Consider the following 13,502-nt stretch of genomic DNA (forward strand, 5'->3'; position numbering starts at 1 on the left):
TTGAAAAAGAACGGAGAGACATATCGAATCATTATCAGTGGAGGGGGCACCGGAGGCCATATCTATCCGGCCATAGCCATTGCGAAGGCCTGGAACGAGCGGTTTCCGGAAAGCGAAGTGTTGTTTGTCGGTGCCGAAGGAAAGATGGAAATGCAGAAAGTTCCGGAAGCCGGGTACCCGATCGAGGGATTGCGGATCGCCGGCCTGCAACGCCGGTTTACGCTGGAGAACCTCAGCTTTCCGTTTAAGGTATTGGACAGCCTCCAAAAAGCCCGAAAACTAATCAAAAATTTCCAGCCTCACCTGGTGGTGGGCGTGGGTGGCTATGCCAGTGGCCCGGTACTTTTTGCCGCCCAACGAAAGGGACTTCCTACGCTGATACAGGAGCAAAACAGCTATGCCGGTCTGACGAATCGCTTGCTGGCAAAAAACGCCCGGGCAATCTGCGTGGCCTATCCGCAAATGGAGCGCTATTTTCCCAAACAAAAAATACACTATACCGGCAACCCGGTACGCAAAGACATCTTGGATGTAACCGGCAAAAAAGAAGCCGCAGGAAAACACTTTGGCCTACAGCCAGACAAGCCCGTGATCTTGTCTATTGGGGGAAGTTTGGGCGCGCGCACACTCAACGAAGCAATGCTGGAAAGCATGCAGGGATTCGAAGCGAAGGGATACCAGGTTTTGTGGCAAACCGGCTCGTACTATTTCCAGAAGATCCAACAGCAGGTTCAGGACTCCGGGTTGACTCACATTCATGCCCAGGAATTCATCAAGGAGATGGACCTGGCTTATGCGGCCGCTGACCTGGTCATTTCCAGATCGGGAGCACTTTCGGTTTCGGAACTGAGCCTGGTTGGCAAACCGGTGATTTTTGTTCCTTCGCCAAACGTGGCGGAAGACCACCAGACCAAAAATGCCAGGGCCGTAGTAACTCAGGGAGGTGCATTGCTGCTGGAGGATTCGATGGCGGTTCGGGAGCTGGAGTCCATGGTACATGCCTTGCTTCAGGACCCCGAAAAACAGCGATCTCTTTCGCAGGCCATCAAAAAACTATCGAAACCAAACGCTGCGGTGGAAATCGTCGGCGTCATGGAAAATCTGATACAATGAACGTAAAAAACCTACATAGCGTCTATTTTCTCGGTATTGGAGGTATTGGCATGAGTGCCATTGCCCGCTGGTTTGCACACATCGGGGTACCTGTTTTTGGCTACGACAAAACCCCTTCTCCCCTTACAGCGACCCTGGAAAGCGAAGGGATGGACATCAGCTATCGGGATGACCCCGATCAGATACCCGCTGCCTTCCTGCAAACGGACAGGAAACAAACCCTGGTGATCTGGACGCCCGCTGTTCCCCAAAGCAGCGCGCTTTTTCGCTATTTCACCGATCAGGGGTACACCCTGATGAAACGTTCCGCGGTGTTGGGCTTGATTACCAAGTCCATGGAAACCCTGGCCGTCGCAGGCACCCACGGCAAAACGACGACTTCCTCGATGATCGCCCATTTGCTGAAAAACGCCGGACACAATACGGCAGCCTTTTTGGGCGGCCTTACCCAGAATTACCAAAGCAACCTGATCCTTCACGACGAAGGAAGCAAGGAAGCTCCCCTGGTGGTAGTGGAGGCGGATGAATTCGACCGTTCCTTCCTGCAACTGCATCCGAATGTAAGCATCGTCACCAGCATCGACCCCGACCACCTGGATATCTACGGCGACCCCGACCACTTTCTGGAGGGATTCCTTGCCTTCATTCGCCTGACCAATCCCAGCGGCCAACTATTCATTCAGCACCGGGCCTACGAGAAAATCAAGGACAAGGCCTACGGAAGCGTTCCGGTCCGTACCTACGGCCTGGACTCCGGTAACATACGGGCAGCGAACATTCAGGCAGGTACCGTCACATTCTCCTTTGATTACTGTGCCGAAACCGAACGAATCGACGACCTAAACCTTCACGTACCCGGTTTTCATAACATCGAAAACGCCCTGGCAGCCATCGCAGCTGCCCGGTATTTTGGCCTTTCCGAAAACGCAATTAGAGAAGGAATTGCCAGCTATCGGGGAGTTAAAAGAAGGTTTGAGTTCATTCATTCCGGAGAAAGGATCACCTATATCGATGATTACGCCCATCATCCGGAAGAGATCCGTTCCTTTTTGCGTTCGGTAAAGGCCATGTACCCTACTAAAAAACTGACGGCTGTCTTTCAGCCCCACCTATTTACCCGAACCCGGGATTTCGCTGCCGGGTTTTCGGAAAGCCTGTCCCTTGCGGACGAGGTATTGCTTTTGGACATCTATCCCGCCAGGGAATTACCCATAGCGGGGGTGACAGCGGCCATGTTGCTGCCGGCAATCAGCAGCCCGGTGAAAAGAGTATTGGAAAAAGAAGCCCTCCTGCCCTACCTGCAGCAACGGCCACCGGAAGTACTGGTGACCATCGGGGCGGGCGATATTGATCGTTTGGTGGAACCTATAGCAAAATGGATAGCGGATGAAAGGAGTTAACATGAGACAGGTTAAAAAAATCGTCCTTATGGTATTGGCTGGCCTGGTAGTATCGGGATTCATTGCTTTTGTCGAGAAGAAGGCGGCATCACGAACGCTATCCGGCCTGGAAATCCACGTAGAGGGGGTCAGCGACGTCTACTTTGTGGAAGAAAAAGAGCTCGTCGGCCTCCTGACCAATGCCTTTCCCGAATTGGAAAAGCAGGGAACGCTAGAGGATATTTCCATCAATGCGCTGGAAAAAAAGGTAGAAGCGCACCCCTTCGTGAAGAAGGCCGAGGTTTATCGTGATTTGAAAGGAACGATACGGATTCGTGTAAGCCAGCATGTCCCAATGGCACGGATTGTCCGTCCCATGGCAGCGGATGGCTACATCAGCAGCACGGGGAAAATCCTACCCACCTCGTCCAATTACACCAGTCGGGTGCTGATAATGACCGGAAGACGGGCAGAAGCTTTACTGAAGCTGGAAGATTTGTCCGCATCGGAACCCGCATTGCTGGACCTGATCCAATTTATCAACGAAGACCCCTTCTGGGCGGCACAAATCAGCTCGCTGGAGCTGCGGGACAATGGAGACATCGATCTGTACCAACAGGTGGGGAAGCAGGTCATTGAGTTTGGGAAACCCGAAAACATCGACATCAAGTTTAGAAAAATCAAAACCTACTACAAGAAAATCCTTCCGGAAAAAGGATGGAATAGGTACGAACGGGTAAATGTAAAATACAAGGATCAAATCATTTGTGAATAACTGTTAGCGCTATGGAAAACGAAAAACTCATTGTAGGACTGGATATAGGTACCACGAAAATCTGTGCGATTATCGGTCGGAAGAACGAATACGGAAAGCTAGAGGTATTGGGTATGGGCAAAGCCGTATCCGACGGAGTAATCCGTGGCATCGTCACCAATATCGATAAAACCGTCAACGCGATCACCAAAGCGGTCAACGAGGCCTCTGAAATGTCCAACGTAGACATCGGAGAGGTGATCGTCGGCATCGCCGGACAGCACATCCGAAGTGCGATTCATCATGGCGTGATCATCCGCAACCCCAAGGACGACGAAATCACCGTGGAAGACGTTCGCCGTCTGGCCAATGACATGGAAAACATCGTGGTTCCACCCGGCAACAGCATCATTCACGTCATGCCGCAGGACTACACCGTAGACTACGAAGAGGGCATTCGGGATCCGGTGGGCATGTCCGGCGCACGTCTGGAAGCAGATTTTCACATCATTACCGCCCAGTCGGCGGCGATCAACAACATCGACCGCTGCGTGAAGCGGGCCAATCTTCAATCCAAAGCCCTCATCCTGGAACCCCTGGCCAGCTCCCTTTCGGTGCTGAGCGACCTGGACAAGGAAGCAGGCGTCTGCCTGGTAGACATCGGTGGAGGCACCACGGATGTGGCCATTTTTTACGAAAACATCATTAGGCATACCGCGGTAATTCCGTTTGGAGGCAATATCATCACGGCCGATATCAAGGAAGGGTGCATGGTCATGCACCATCAGGCGGAGTTGTTGAAAACCAAGTTTGGCAAGGCCATCGCCGAAGAAGCCAATCCAAACGAGATTGTTTCGATTCCGGGCCTGCGCAACCGGCCGCCCAAAGAGATTTCCGTAAAAAACCTGGCCTCCATCATTCAGGCCCGCATGGAAGAAATCATCGAAATGGTCCAATCCGAAATCGCCACCAGTGGGGTGTACAAAAAGCTGGCCGGCGGAATTGTACTGACGGGTGGCGGCTCCCTGCTGCATGGAGTGGGCCCCTTGTTTGAATACCTTACCGGGCTGGATACCCGCATCGGCTATCCCAACGAGCACCTGGGTAAATCTAAAATTGACGATGTAAAGAGTCCCATGTACGCTACGACCGTGGGCCTGGTACTGGCCGGATTCAAGGCGTTGGATGACCGCGAGGATACCTACCGCCTCAAGGAAACCGTACGCAATCCGGCGGCCAGAAAAGCCTACCGATCCGAGCAGGTAGGCCGGGACATATTTGGATCCATTACCAAAAAACTGAAAAATTTCATCACCGATGATATCGGCGACGATAACGAAAACTACTGAGCGGTTTCGCCCAGCATCACACATAGCCAAAAAAATAGCATAGATCATGAGAGATTATGAATTCGATATTCAAAAAAATCACCGATCGATCATAAAGGTCATCGGTGTCGGAGGCGGAGGTTCCAATGCCGTGAACCACATGTTCAACCAAGGGATCAAAGACGTAGAGTTTGTGGTGGTCAACACCGACTCACAGGCGTTGAAAAGCAGCCCGGTACCGCTGAAATTGCAGATCGGAGCGCACCTCACCGAAGGGCTGGGTGCGGGTGCCAACCCCGAAAAAGGAAAAAATGCCGCACTTGAGAGCAAAGAGGAAATCCGAAAACTCCTGGAAGACACTACCAAAATGGTATTTATCACCGCCGGAATGGGCGGAGGCACCGGCACCGGGGCAGCTCCCGTCATTGCAAAAATCGCGAAAGACATGGACATCCTTACCGTGGGCATTGTCACCGCACCTTTCGTATTTGAGGGAAGGAAAAAAACCTTTTCCGCACAGGCCGGAATCGAAGCCCTGCGGGAAAACTGCGATACCGTATTGGTCATCCTCAACGATAAACTTCGGGATATCTACGGCAACCTACCCATACGCCAGGCATTTGGCAAGGCTGACAATATCCTGAGTACCGCTGCCAAGTCCATCGCCGAGATCATTACCGAAACCCAGGATGTCAACGTGGACTTCGAGGACGTCAAAACCGTCATGAAGGACGCGGGAGCAGCCGTCATGGGTTCGGCTATGGAAGAAGGGGAAGGCCGTGCCATCAAAGCTGCCGAGAAAGCCATTTCTTCTCCCCTGCTCAACAACGTGGACATCAAAGGCGCCGAAAAAATACTCCTTTCCATCATGTCGGGGGAAGACGAAGAGCTATCCATGGACGAGTTGGTGGAGATCACCGAATTCATTCAAGACCGGGCGGGAGACATGGCAGACGTCATCTTCGGTCAGGGCATCGATCCCGATCTGAAAAAGGCCATCCGGGTAACGGTCATTGCCACCGGCTTTCAAACCGACTCCCTTGCAGACAAAACCTTTGCCGAAACCAGGAAAAAAGAAGCGGAGGAAAGCAAAAAAGTGATCCATTTGGAGTCGGGGAAAACCTCAAAGGTGGAGGAAGACGAAAGCAATCCGGGACAAACCGTGACCTTTTCTGTCAAACAACCTCCACAACCTTCCCCGGATGCCTCCAGAAATGCGTCCGGCACTCCTCAGGAAGCCCCTGCGGAAAGGAAAAACAACCCGGTGACGCCAAGCGCAACCAGTCAGAAAGAGGAGGAGAGGAACGATTTCGAATTCGTCGCACGAGCCCCTGCTCCGGAAGCAAAAAAAGTACTGACCTTATTCGACCGGCCGGAGGAAGCCGCGCCCAGGGAAAAGGAAGAGCCCAACATGTATCAAAACGACTACTTCGAGCAAATAAAGGAAAAGGCAATGAAGCGGGCGCACGACCGGTTCGAAAAACTGCGCCAAATGCGCTCGGTGAACCAGACGCCGGAGGAGTTTAAAGAAAAACTGGAAATACCGGCGTACCAACGGAAAAACATCAAACTCCACGAAGTACAGCACAGTTCGGAGCGGAATCTTTCCAAATTTAACCTAAACGATGACAACGAGATCATCAGCAACAACCGGTTTCTTCACGATAACGTGGACTGAGCCTAAAAATCGATCAGCGCCCTCGCCTGCTCGTGCAAGAGGCTGATGTATAGCTTATTGGAAAGGTGCCCGTCAACCATGTTTTCCTCGATCTTGGCGAGTTTAATCTTATTGGCCAGTACATGCATTCCCAGGTAATTAAATATATCGGTCAGGTGACTCAGCGCTATGCTGGCACCGCCGATACCTGAGGAAATGCCAACCAGGGCACATTTCTTTGAACGAAAACTATTTGGATAGGTCATTCCGTCAATAAATGACTTTAAAATACCGGGGAAAGACCCGTTGTATTCCGGCACAATAAATACAAACTTGTGCCCGCTTTTTACGCGGTTGTGGATGGCGTTGTAGGCGCTATTTTTCCCGTTATTTTCGTACAGGGCAGTAAACACAAAGTCATCCGGAAGGTCAGTCAGGTGAATGATTTCACTTTCTGCTCCGTTTTGATCCAATATCTGCTGATACAACCCGGCCATTTTGGCCGATACCGCATTTTTACGATTCGTGCTTACGATGATCTTGATCATGAAGAATAATTTCTAACTACATAAATACAAACAAGTACCCCATAAAGTTTCCCTTTCCTTATATTTGGTTTTAACCGGAATCCATTGCCTTCCGGCCTCACTGTACCCTTTCTTCCCCATGCGCAACGAACCCTCCATTCCCTATGCTGAAAAAATCACCCATGCGGTGAATTACCTCGCGCCTTTTCTAAAAACTCCTCCCGAAACCGGAATCATTCTGGGTACCGGACTGGGCAGCCTCCTACGGGACATCGAGCCGGTGCGGGAAATCCCCTATGGCGACATTCCCTTTTTTCCCGTTTCTACGGTGGAATCCCATCTCGGAAAACTGGTCCTGGGAAAATGGGGCAAACACCCGGTCCTTGCGATGAAAGGACGGTTTCACTATTACGAGGGCTATTCCATGAAAGAGGTGACCTTTCCGATTCGGGTCATGAACAAATTGGGCGTGAAAAACCTGCTGATTTCCAATGCTTCCGGGGGATTACATCCGGCGCAAAACGTGGGCGACCTGCTCCTCATTGACGACCACATTGACCTCTTTCCGGAAAACCCGCTTCGTGGGCCCAACCTGGACGAATTTGGAGACCGGTTTCCAGACATGAGTGCTCCCTACTGTCCCCGATTCATTGAATGGGCCCTGGAGATCGCACAAACGGATGGAATCCGGCTGCACCGGGGTACCTATGCAGGCGTGCAGGGACCCAATCTGGAGACCCCGGCCGAGTACCGCTACCTCCGAATCCTCGGTGCAGACGCGGTCGGAATGAGCACCGTGCCAGAGGTGCAGGTAGCGGTTCATTGCGGCATGAAAGTGGCAGCCCTTTCGGCCATTACCGATCTCGGTACGCCGGGAAATATCCAAAAAATCAGCATTGCCGATGTGCTGCGAGCTGCTGCAAGCGCCGAACCCGCGATGCGTAAAATACTATCCGGTCTGCTGAATCGCCTGTACCCTTCCTGACGCTTCTTCCCGCATCCCGGACCCTTGCCTCCATGGCAAGGAAAAAAACTGAAAGTGCTTTTCCTGAGAACTTATTCGTATACACCATCGCTAGCACCGGGTACTCCAAACAGCATGGGCAGGCATACGGACCGAAATAGGATGCGGGAGGTGGGTAAGATCGGGAACGATCCGGTCCGGAGGCTAACAGGACAAATCGGCGCATAACCAGGTCGAACAGGCCTTTCGCGGGATCGAAGATGCGGCCCTGGGTGAAGAGAAACACCGTTCGACGAGGCAGCAGGTGCCGGAAATACGCCAGTCAAGCCAAACCGCATTGATTCACCCTCAAATCCATAGCACTGGATCTGGGAAATGACCCTCGCCCAAAAGGCTGCAAGAAGTTAAAAGGCAGGGACGGCTACCGTGTCCGTATGGCCGATTACCGAATCATCTACGAGATACAGGACAGTGTCCTGCTGGTGGATGTGATCGATCTGGGCCACAGAAAGGATATTTATCTTACCTTACAATCATTTTGGGAGTGATATCCCTTAAGAAAACGCGGACTAAATTTAGCCAACTGTCAGATAATATCGGAGCTATTACAGCTGAGCTACGAAGCTTACCTGAGGGCTGGCGTGGCTTTTTGCCGGATGACGATGAGGAACGCCGCTAACCTGTCAACTTTATCGATATGCTGAATTTACTTTTCGAAGTGGCTATCACAAAAGAATGCAGTTGGATCTTGAGGTTTTCATACCAATCCGTATGGTATCACCTCTTGCTTTTCCAGACCTCGGGATCCCTGCTGGTATGCGTGATCGCAAAAACAACAATCAATCCGTCCGTTTCCTCTATTTTGTAATGTACCTGGTAGGGGAACCTGTCCAACAAAATGCTTCTCAGATCCCTATAGCTAACCTGACAATGCATTGGATACCTCCGGATAGAATCAAGCCTTGATTTCAATGCCAAATAAAACGCTTTACCTAATCCAGGCCTTTCTTCATTGTACCATTCCATTATTTCCTTAATGTCGAAACGAACTTCCGGGAGCAGCTTAATCCTGTAGGTCATAAATCCTTTTCAATCTCTTTCATTATTTCATCCCAGTCCAACGCATTGCCGGGATCTTTTTCATAGGAAGCTATACGCTCATCCAACAACGCCTTGTGGGCATCGCTTAACCCTCCCTCCTGAAGGTGTTTGAGAGCCTGAAGCTGTTCCAGTATTTTCGGATCCTGTAGCTCCGTGAGCCAGTGGATAAGGTCGACTTTGATAGTTTGGATATCCATTTTGATCAGTTTTATCTGTTCTTTAAAGTTAATGGTTTTTTTGTTCAGTTAAGTTTCTGCTGTACGAAAAGATGGCATTTCCACACCGTCGTCCTGATCCCTGAGTGACGGCAGCTGCATTTCATTAGCGCAGCGGATCGCCGCTTCCAGGGAGATGATCGGCAAGTATGGGCGTAACGAAAACCTGCCCTCTATCGAGATGGTAGCTAAGATGGCCAGGGCTTTTGGCGTAACGGTGGATTTTTTAATCGGGGAAGGTGAAAACGCTTCTTACGACAAAGAAACGGTGGATCGTATAAACGACATACAAAAAATGGATGCAGATACCAAAAGCGTTTTATTAAACGTCATTGATACTTACATCCAAAATTTTAAAACCAAACAGGCTTTCGCTAAATAGAAAAAGCCCCTTAATCGGGGCTTTTTTAATATAACTTACTAAAGAGTTTAAATTGTTCTTAAAGAAAACTACCCAAAAAGATAGTATAATAATATCATTAGTAATACTATAAGTAGGCCAATAAAATTCATCCTGCCTGCTAATAAAAATTCATTATCGTCTTTTTTCTTCTTCATCTCCTCTTTGAACATTTTCATTGATTAACCCGCTAGTTTTATTAACCCCACTTTCAACAACACCTAAGGCAGATTTTTGAGTATATTCCTGAATGGGGTTATTTATCAATCCTACTTTTTTAGATTGCTGAATTGCTGCAACTGCAGCCGAATTAGTAATTGCACCTACAGCGAGGTTAACACCTTCTTGGACTGCCCCTGGGACATTTCCGTTGCTCAAATGAACTCCCGCCTTCATGGATATACCAAGTATGGAAGCTCCTTCACCAATAGGTACAAGAACCATAGAAGCCCCTTCTGTCGGTATCGCAAGCAAGATTCCTAGATCTGATACTGCCTCTCCACCTTTATCAAGAACATTTCCCACATCCATTGTTGCTTCCTTTGCAAAGGTTTTTCCGACTTCGGTCACTGCATTGATATCGGAAGCAACCCCTGCAATCTTAATGGCTGACCTCGTGGTTTCATTCATCCCGATATTTGAAGGGGTATTACCAGACGTTCCCGAAATCAATCTTTGTGATGGAGCATTGGCTTGACTTAAAATACCTGAATATTTTGCTTTCATCCCTTGATATGCGGCGTAAAGCATAGGCCAGCAGCTGGGACATTTACCATCTGGATCATTGTACTTGATCGGATTGTTCCAACTGAACTGGTATGGGGACATCCCAATCTGCCTTGGGTGGTCGGCCAGCACGTCTATGCTTATAAACCGCCCAATTGCAGGATCGTAAAACCTTGATTTGAAGTCGTATATTTCCAGATTAAGGTCCCTTATGATCTCGTTCCCGTTGTAAAGGTATCGGTACACCTCTGCACAACAATTTCCTGAGCTTTTCCAACCTCCTCACAACATTTAAAAAGAACGTTTCGCCCCATTGGACAACCATAAAGATAGTTTTTTTCGGTTGAAAAAAGAAAGCCTTGAATTAGGCGGGTATGGGCAAAAAGCAAGGGAGTGGGGCGGTTTAAGCGGTGGGTAGATCCCGGCAGTGACTGGCGAAGCGATCCGCCGTGGCGGAAAGCATCTGCACGGAGACACGGGGACAGCCATGAGAAAGAAGAGGGAGCACAAAAGACATGACAGCCTCGGAGCACAGCGAAGACCCGAAGGACGGCAGGTGGGCTGAGCTACGAAGCTTACCTGAGGGCTGGCGTGGCTTTTTGCCGGATGACGATGAGGAACGCCGCTTAACCTGTGACAGTTTCCCTTACGTCGAGTGTCTTTTCGGAACGGATCCCTTTCCTGTAAAAAAATAATCAGGCAGGTTCTTTGTCGACCCTATACCGAATCGCTTCGGCCACAAAGTTGTTCAGGGAGGTCTTGGCCTCCATGGCCAGCAATGCAGCCCGTTGGTGCAACGATGGCGGTATCCTCACATTGAAACTTCCTTTAAACGGCTTCTCAGGGGGTTTTCCGCCTTCCTTACAATCAGCCAGATAAGCATCAACGGCTTCTCTAAAATCCTCTTCCAGATGTTTTCCTGTCTCTCCTTCGTAGGAGATCAGCCCCCTGATTCCCAACACTTTTCCATAGAGCAGACTATCCTGGGGACTATACTCAATGCTGCCCGTATAACCTTTGTATTCCAGATATTTCATATGATTTTAATTTGCTTTTTAAAGGACATATGCCCGCCCGGATGACACCAGTCGGACGAGGAATCTCACCATTATAATCATCCCTCCGTGTGCCGTTTGCGTCATGCCCGACTGCCCCGTGCAGGCTCAATTTCATAACTCCAATAATTCTCTGACCTGTTTCATTTGGTATTGCTTCATAATCCCGCTTGGATGGGGCTTGTGGAGCATGACAGGAACCCCTTCACCGTTCTCGAATTTCACCCTCGAACCGGAGGTCTTACCTTTCTTTACTTCCTCAAAACCAAAGTATCCAAGCAGTTTCACCATCTCCTCATAATGAAAGTCGGATGGCATGCCCAAAAACCTGGCGACCAGTTTTTCCTTCTTAGACATAAACTCAAAGTAACTGTATTTAGTTGCGTTTTCCAAGTAATTTGAATAGAATCGAACAAGTTTTGATTCTTTATCAGCTCTCTCAATTCTTCAAAGCCCATATGTTTGTACCTACATGGGTAACTCAAATTATTGTACTCGGCAAAACTGCTTACTATCTTTAATTTGTTCCCTGATCTTATATTAATCGTAATCGTACCAAAGCTACTGGCCAGGCTTTTTGATATGACCGTAGATCAGATCCTGAACTAAGAAGGGAAGCTGCCCGGCGAAGTGACACTGGAGGATAAACCGGAATTTGAGCGCATCAAGCTCATTAACCAACTGGACGAGGACGACCGTAGCACCGTATTCAGGCTCATCGACACCATGCTCACCAACAAAAAGTTTAAGGATTTCTTTCAGGAAAATGTCGCGGCTCTTTAAAGCAAAAACCCGGACTGGCCGGGCTTTTATTTCGCCTATTTGCACTAGAGCACACTTGCATTACCGGTAATTGCTCGGATCTTAGCGGGCAGTTGGCAAATAAATCCAGGTATTTATAACGGATGTTACTCCCAACATCATTGCAAGACAAGAGTCTTGTGAGGGTCCCTTTATCAACCCTGTCGGACAGTATGTTACCGATAGGATCGTTAGAACCTGGCCTGTTTTCGACTACCCTGATATTGGTAACGTTGCGACCTAAAAATGAAGCTATGACTAAGAGCAGGCGGTGCCATCTTTCCTATTGCCTTACCTATTTTTCGCGGGCTCTACCAAATAGTCGGCATCTCCCGGCCCTCATTTCGCTGGCCGAACAACTGCAAAACAGCCGTAAACTCATGGATCCTCCCCGGTAAACGATAGCCCTGCGACAATGGAAATTCATAAATGTACCCCAACCGTAGGCCATTGGCTATTACCCCAAACTGGAGATGGCTCGCGTCGTTCACTCGGTGCCCGAGTCCCACCCATACCCGGTCCTGTAGCAACACCTTCATATTGAGATCTAGTTGCCTGGGTAGATCCCGCTGCAGCCGATACATGCCGTTTACGATTACCGATATATTCGGCCCCGCTTGATCACGAAAACCAGCTTGCACTACCTGAGCTGCCGGATAGGAATCCATAAACGCGTCCCCGGAAGTTAGCCTACCCCCATTCACCCGGTGTACTCCATAGCTCAGGTAATACTTTCGATGGGTCAATGCCAAACCCATGTTGAAATCCCTTACGGCCATATTCGTAAAGGAGCCCATGTACTGGCCCAACGTTGGGTCGTCCCGTTGTTCGGGGTTTAGTAAGGCCCCGTCCAGGCGAATCTGCTGATAACTCAAGCCAACACCCAAACGAAGGTTGTGTGAACTGCTCAGTCGGATACGTGAGGCATAGCCTAAAAGCAATTCGGTTTCTCGGAAGGCCCCATAGGTATCCTGCAGCAGATTTACAGACATCGCGTTTTTGCCCAGGAGATCGCCATCTGAGGAACCACCCAACTCCCCGAAATCGAGCTCGAAACTAAGAAAATAGGTTTTCGGGGAGCCTTCAATGCCGGACCATTGATTCCGCACAAAGCTTCGCACCGTGCTGCCTTCATAACCCGTAAGCCCCGCATTGAAGTAACTTTGAAAATGTGAAAACTGACTAATGTACTTCTGGGATTGAGACCAGCCCAACGTACTGATTAGTAAACTTAGCGTCAATAATAGTGTCCTTTTCATTTGTTTGTTATTTGTTTTTAATCGATCATCCCGATTGATCGGGAAAATCCCTGCTTACCAGCAGGCGGCTCCGATGCTTTCTATCGTTACAGTAGGTAACATACCCGTCATGCATGCCGAACTCCGGGCAGGGTCCATTTGATCCCAGTGCTCTTTATACGATTGATAAAAACAAGTATGGAGCGGGGCGGAATTACCGAACCCACTACTCCATCTTTTTTAG

The 13,502-nt window shown here is 49.5% G+C and carries 16 protein-coding genes; 9 read left to right on the forward strand and 7 right to left on the reverse strand.

The annotated features are described in order from the left end of the window. From murG to ftsZ, 5 genes are read left to right on the forward strand one after another with little or no spacing between them, the layout of a single operon-like run. Positions 1-1,113 (forward strand): undecaprenyldiphospho-muramoylpentapeptide beta-N-acetylglucosaminyltransferase, encoded by a 1,113-nt coding sequence (gene murG, locus ABWH99_RS20495; RefSeq protein WP_375583656.1) that lies wholly within the window; start codon positions 1-3, stop codon positions 1,111-1,113. Further along, complete coding sequence (murC, locus tag ABWH99_RS20500) at positions 1,110-2,513, forward strand: UDP-N-acetylmuramate--L-alanine ligase (RefSeq protein ID WP_154858822.1); 1,404 nt, start codon at positions 1,110-1,112, stop codon at positions 2,511-2,513. Before murG ends, murC begins: the two co-directional genes overlap by 4 nt. Position 2,514: 1 nt before the next feature. Continuing rightward, entirely contained in the window at positions 2,515-3,267 is a 753-nt protein-coding gene (locus ABWH99_RS20505; RefSeq protein ID WP_375583657.1) for a cell division protein FtsQ/DivIB, read from the forward strand. Positions 3,268-3,278: 11 nt separating this feature from the next. Continuing rightward, positions 3,279-4,595, forward strand: coding sequence for a cell division protein FtsA (gene ftsA, locus ABWH99_RS20510; protein ID WP_375583658.1), 1,317 nt, complete (start codon positions 3,279-3,281; stop codon positions 4,593-4,595). 46 nt (positions 4,596-4,641) lie between these two features. After that, positions 4,642-6,252, forward strand: a complete 1,611-nt coding sequence (gene ftsZ / locus ABWH99_RS20515) for a cell division protein FtsZ (protein ID WP_375583659.1) — start codon at positions 4,642-4,644, stop codon at positions 6,250-6,252. A gap of 2 nt (positions 6,253-6,254) precedes the next feature. Here ftsZ and ABWH99_RS20520 read toward each other — a convergent pair whose 3' ends face one another. Next, positions 6,255-6,779, reverse strand: coding sequence for an NADPH-dependent FMN reductase (locus ABWH99_RS20520; protein WP_154858830.1), 525 nt, complete (start codon positions 6,777-6,779; stop codon positions 6,255-6,257). 118 nt (positions 6,780-6,897) lie between these two features. On the opposite strand from ABWH99_RS20520, the gene ABWH99_RS20525 reads away from it, so the two are divergent. Next, a complete protein-coding gene (locus ABWH99_RS20525; protein ID WP_375583660.1) occupies positions 6,898-7,743 on the forward strand; it encodes a purine-nucleoside phosphorylase in 846 nt (281 codons plus the stop codon). A 347-nt stretch (positions 7,744-8,090) separates the two neighbouring features. Beyond that, positions 8,091-8,270, forward strand: coding sequence for a type II toxin-antitoxin system RelE/ParE family toxin (locus ABWH99_RS20530; protein ID WP_375586609.1), 180 nt, complete (start codon positions 8,091-8,093; stop codon positions 8,268-8,270). A 229-nt stretch (positions 8,271-8,499) separates the two neighbouring features. On the opposite strand, the gene ABWH99_RS20535 is transcribed toward ABWH99_RS20530, so the two are convergent. Both ABWH99_RS20535 and ABWH99_RS20540 read right to left on the reverse strand, forming a co-directional pair. Further along, positions 8,500-8,802 (reverse strand): type II toxin-antitoxin system RelE/ParE family toxin, encoded by a 303-nt coding sequence (locus ABWH99_RS20535; protein ID WP_375583661.1) that lies wholly within the window; start codon positions 8,800-8,802, stop codon positions 8,500-8,502. Then, positions 8,799-9,020: an addiction module protein gene (locus tag ABWH99_RS20540; protein ID WP_154858835.1), complete on the reverse strand. Its 222-nt coding sequence runs from the start codon at positions 9,018-9,020 to the stop codon at positions 8,799-8,801. Before ABWH99_RS20540 ends, ABWH99_RS20535 begins: the two co-directional genes overlap by 4 nt. Positions 9,021-9,219: 199 nt before the next feature. On the opposite strand from ABWH99_RS20540, the gene ABWH99_RS20545 reads away from it, so the two are divergent. Beyond that, a complete protein-coding gene (locus tag ABWH99_RS20545; protein WP_375586621.1) occupies positions 9,220-9,420 on the forward strand; it encodes a hypothetical protein in 201 nt (66 codons plus the stop codon). 153 nt (positions 9,421-9,573) lie between these two features. Here the strand turns inward: ABWH99_RS20545 and ABWH99_RS20550 are convergent, their stop codons facing one another. The 3 genes from ABWH99_RS20550 to ABWH99_RS20560 all read right to left on the reverse strand — a co-directional run bounded on the left by ABWH99_RS20550 (position 9,574) and on the right by ABWH99_RS20560 (position 11,576). Next, positions 9,574-10,410, reverse strand: a complete 837-nt coding sequence (locus tag ABWH99_RS20550) for an RHS repeat domain-containing protein (RefSeq protein ID WP_375583662.1) — start codon at positions 10,408-10,410, stop codon at positions 9,574-9,576. A 449-nt stretch (positions 10,411-10,859) separates the two neighbouring features. Further along, positions 10,860-11,201 carry a type II toxin-antitoxin system HicB family antitoxin gene (locus ABWH99_RS20555; RefSeq protein WP_154858843.1) on the reverse strand — a complete coding sequence of 114 codons (342 nt, stop codon included), beginning with the start codon at positions 11,199-11,201 and terminating at the stop codon, positions 10,860-10,862. A gap of 132 nt (positions 11,202-11,333) precedes the next feature. Then, positions 11,334-11,576 carry a type II toxin-antitoxin system HicA family toxin gene (locus ABWH99_RS20560; protein WP_154858846.1) on the reverse strand — a complete coding sequence of 81 codons (243 nt, stop codon included), beginning with the start codon at positions 11,574-11,576 and terminating at the stop codon, positions 11,334-11,336. A gap of 273 nt (positions 11,577-11,849) precedes the next feature. On the opposite strand from ABWH99_RS20560, the gene ABWH99_RS20565 reads away from it, so the two are divergent. After that, the gene (locus ABWH99_RS20565) at positions 11,850-12,002 is read left to right on the forward strand and encodes a hypothetical protein (protein ID WP_375583663.1); all 153 of its coding nucleotides are present in this window, start codon (positions 11,850-11,852) and stop codon (positions 12,000-12,002) included. Positions 12,003-12,331: 329 nt separating this feature from the next. On the opposite strand, the gene ABWH99_RS20570 is transcribed toward ABWH99_RS20565, so the two are convergent. After that, a complete protein-coding gene (locus ABWH99_RS20570) occupies positions 12,332-13,279 on the reverse strand; it encodes a type IX secretion system membrane protein PorP/SprF (RefSeq protein ID WP_154859499.1) in 948 nt (315 codons plus the stop codon). Positions 13,280-13,502 lie beyond the last annotated feature (223 nt).

The organism is Cyclobacterium xiamenense (assembly GCF_042140265.1).
GTDB lineage: Bacteria > Bacteroidota > Bacteroidia > Cytophagales > Cyclobacteriaceae > Cyclobacterium > Cyclobacterium xiamenense_A.

Coding starts and splice junctions, on each gene's coding strand:
- ABWH99_RS20520 (WP_154858830.1), bottom strand. CDS start 6,779: ATGATCAAGATCATCGTAAGCACGAATCGTAAAAATGCGGTATCGGCC.
- murC (WP_154858822.1), top strand. CDS start 1,110: ATGAACGTAAAAAACCTACATAGCGTCTATTTTCTCGGTATTGGAGGT.
- ABWH99_RS20545 (WP_375586621.1), top strand. CDS start 9,220: ATGGTAGCTAAGATGGCCAGGGCTTTTGGCGTAACGGTGGATTTTTTA.
- ABWH99_RS20535 (WP_375583661.1), bottom strand. CDS start 8,802: ATGACCTACAGGATTAAGCTGCTCCCGGAAGTTCGTTTCGACATTAAG.
- ftsA (WP_375583658.1), top strand. CDS start 3,279: ATGGAAAACGAAAAACTCATTGTAGGACTGGATATAGGTACCACGAAA.
- ABWH99_RS20555 (WP_154858843.1), bottom strand. CDS start 11,201: ATGAAATATCTGGAATACAAAGGTTATACGGGCAGCATTGAGTATAGT.
- ftsZ (WP_375583659.1), top strand. CDS start 4,642: ATGAGAGATTATGAATTCGATATTCAAAAAAATCACCGATCGATCATA.
- ABWH99_RS20540 (WP_154858835.1), bottom strand. CDS start 9,020: ATGGATATCCAAACTATCAAAGTCGACCTTATCCACTGGCTCACGGAG.
- ABWH99_RS20505 (WP_375583657.1), top strand. CDS start 2,515: ATGAGACAGGTTAAAAAAATCGTCCTTATGGTATTGGCTGGCCTGGTA.
- ABWH99_RS20525 (WP_375583660.1), top strand. CDS start 6,898: ATGCGCAACGAACCCTCCATTCCCTATGCTGAAAAAATCACCCATGCG.
- ABWH99_RS20570 (WP_154859499.1), bottom strand. CDS start 13,279: ATGAAAAGGACACTATTATTGACGCTAAGTTTACTAATCAGTACGTTG.
- ABWH99_RS20560 (WP_154858846.1), bottom strand. CDS start 11,576: ATGTCTAAGAAGGAAAAACTGGTCGCCAGGTTTTTGGGCATGCCATCC.